Origin of the sequence: Falsiroseomonas oryziterrae (assembly GCF_021864505.1) — a bacterium.
Taxonomy (GTDB): Bacteria; Pseudomonadota; Alphaproteobacteria; order Acetobacterales; family Acetobacteraceae; genus Falsiroseomonas; species Falsiroseomonas oryziterrae.
Window position 1 is genome coordinate 1 of sequence record NZ_JAKJIB010000469.1, and the last position, 2,346, is coordinate 2,346.

General features: G+C 72.1%; 3 protein-coding genes. 2 read left to right on the forward strand and 1 reads right to left on the reverse strand.

Annotated elements, in window-relative coordinates; translation table 11 throughout:
• Window positions 1-128: 128 nt before the first annotated feature.
• Together L2I40_RS22030 and trpS are read left to right on the forward strand one after the other, a co-directional pair.
• Window positions 129-809 carry a YggS family pyridoxal phosphate-dependent enzyme gene (locus tag L2I40_RS22030; protein ID WP_372491098.1) on the forward strand — a complete coding sequence of 227 codons (681 nt, stop codon included), beginning with the start codon at window positions 129-131 and terminating at the stop codon, window positions 807-809.
• A 54-nt stretch (window positions 810-863) separates the two neighbouring features.
• Window positions 864-1,865 carry a tryptophan--tRNA ligase gene (gene trpS / locus L2I40_RS22035; protein WP_237217423.1) on the forward strand — a complete coding sequence of 334 codons (1,002 nt, stop codon included), beginning with the start codon at window positions 864-866 and terminating at the stop codon, window positions 1,863-1,865.
• A gap of 222 nt (window positions 1,866-2,087) precedes the next feature.
• Here trpS and L2I40_RS22040 read toward each other — a convergent pair.
• Window positions 2,088-2,346, reverse strand: a 259-nt coding sequence (locus L2I40_RS22040) for an AEC family transporter (RefSeq protein WP_372491099.1), incomplete at its 5' end; no start/stop codon positions are given.

Here is a 2,346-nt window from a genome sequence, read left to right on the forward strand (position 1 = left end):
CCGCGCGACGCCGGCGAGGCGCGCGTGCCGCGCGACGCCGGCGAGGCGCGCGTGCCGCGCGACGCCGGCTTGAGCCGCCGCGACCACCCCTCTAGCGTCCGCATCCCCAAGCCCCGGACCCTCCGCTCGTGTCGGCCATCGCAGCCAACCTCGCCGCCGTAAAGGCCCGCATCGCGGAAGCCTGCCGCCGCGCCAACCGCGACCCCGCCTCCGTCACCCTCGTCGCCGTGTCCAAGACGCATCCGGCCGAGGCGGTCGAGGAGGCGCTGGCCGCCGGCCAGACCGTGTTCGGCGAGAACCGCGTGCAGGAGGCGATGGCGAAGTTCCCGCCGCTGCGCGCCGCACACCCGGCGCTCCGCCTGCATCTGATCGGCGCGCTGCAGACCAACAAGGCGCGCGAGGCGGTGCGGGTGGCCGACGTGATCGAGAGCCTGGACCGCCCGAAGCTCGCCGCCGCGCTGGCGGATGCCATCCGCAAGGAAGGCCGCGCGCCGGCGCTGCTGGTGCAGGTCAACACCGGCGACGAGCCGCAGAAGGCCGGCGTGCCGCGCGCCGAGGCCGACGCCTTCCTGCGCGCCTGCCGCGACGAGCACGGCCTGACGGTGGCCGGCCTGATGTGCATCCCGCCGGTCGAGGCCGACCCGCGGCCGCATTTCGCGTATCTCGCGGGCCTCGCCGCGAAGCATGGGCTGGCGACGCTCTCGATGGGCATGAGCGGCGACTACGAGGCCGCGATCGCCGAGGGCGCGACGCATGTCCGCGTCGGCACCGCCATATTCGGGGCGCGGCCGTATCCCGCCGCGACTTGACGGCGCGGCCCGCGCCGCACGACACCTTCGGCCCTTCACCAGAGCGAACACCGCATGTCCCGCGTCTTCTCCGGCATCCAGCCTTCCGGCGTGCCCACCCTCGGCAACTATCTCGGCGCCATCCGCAACTGGGTGCCGATGCAGGACACGCATGAATCGATCTTCTGCGTGGTGGACCTGCACGCCATCACCGTCTGGCAGGACCCGAAGGAGCTCGCGCGGCAGACGCGGGAGATGGCGGCGGCGCTCATCGCCTGCGGCCTCGATCCGAACCGCTGCACGCTGTTCATCCAGAGCCACGTGCACGCGCATGCGCGGCTCGCCTGGATCTTCAACTGCGTCGCGCGCCTCGGCTGGCTGAACCGGATGACGCAGTTCAAGGACAAGGCCGGCAAGGACCGCGAGGCCGCCTCGTCGGGCCTCTACGTCTATCCGAACCTGATGGCGGCCGACATCCTGACCTACCACGCGACCAAGGTGCCGGTCGGCGACGACCAGCGTCAGCACCTGGAACTCGCGAATGACATCGCCCAGAAGTTCAACCACGACTACGGCGTGGAGTTCTTCCCGACGATCGAGCCGCTGATCCAGGGCGTCGCCGCGCGCGTAATGTCGCTGCGCGACGGCACGAAGAAGATGTCGAAGTCGGATCCCTCCGACCAGTCGCGCATCAACCTCACCGACGACCACGACGCGATCGCGCTCAAGATCCGCCGCGCGAAGACGGACCCCGAGCCGCTGCCGGAGAGCGAGGCGGGCCTGGAAGGCCGGCCGGAGGCGCGGAACCTGGTCGGCATCCTCGCCGCCATCACCGGCGACACGCATGCCGGCGTGCTGCGCCATCATGGCGGCAAGGGCTTCGGCGCCTTCAAGGAGGTGCTGGCCGAGGCGCTGGTCGCGCATCTCGACCCGATCCGCACCGAGATGACGCGGCTGCTGCAGGACCCCGCCGCGCTCGACGCCGCGCTGCGCAAGGGCGCCGAGCGCGCGGACGCGATCGCGACGCCGATCTGCGACAAGGCCGAGGAGCTGGTCGGCTTCCTGCCCAGGAGATAGTGACCTCAAACGCCGGCGCCATGCCGGAGGCATGCTGCTCGCATGACCCCTCCGGGCGCGTCGTGCGAATAGCACGCCGCCGGCGTGACGTGCGAATAGCACGCCTCCGGCGTGACGCTTGCGCGCCGCAGCCATGGCGCACCCGGCATCGCTGTCGGTCGCGGCGCGGCGGCCGCCGTGCGGCCGCTTGTTGGTCCCAACTGCCCGTTTGAACCTCCGGACTCACCCCGTCAGCAGCCACGCCCAGACCGGCAGGGTCGCGGCGGCGAGGATGTGCTGGTTGCTGGTGATCGCCGCCATCAGCGGCGCGTTGCCGCCCATCGCGCGCGCCATCACGTAGCTGGTGGAGGCGGTCGGCAGCGCCATGAACAGCACGGCGACGCCGGTGGCCAGCGGCCCGACGCCCGCGGCCGTGCAGACCGCCCAGGTCACCGCCGGCACGACGGCGAGCTTCAGCACCGCCGTCGCCGCCTGCGTCCCC

Coding starts and splice junctions, on each gene's coding strand:
- trpS (WP_237217423.1), top strand. CDS start 864: ATGTCCCGCGTCTTCTCCGGCATCCAGCCTTCCGGCGTGCCCACCCTC.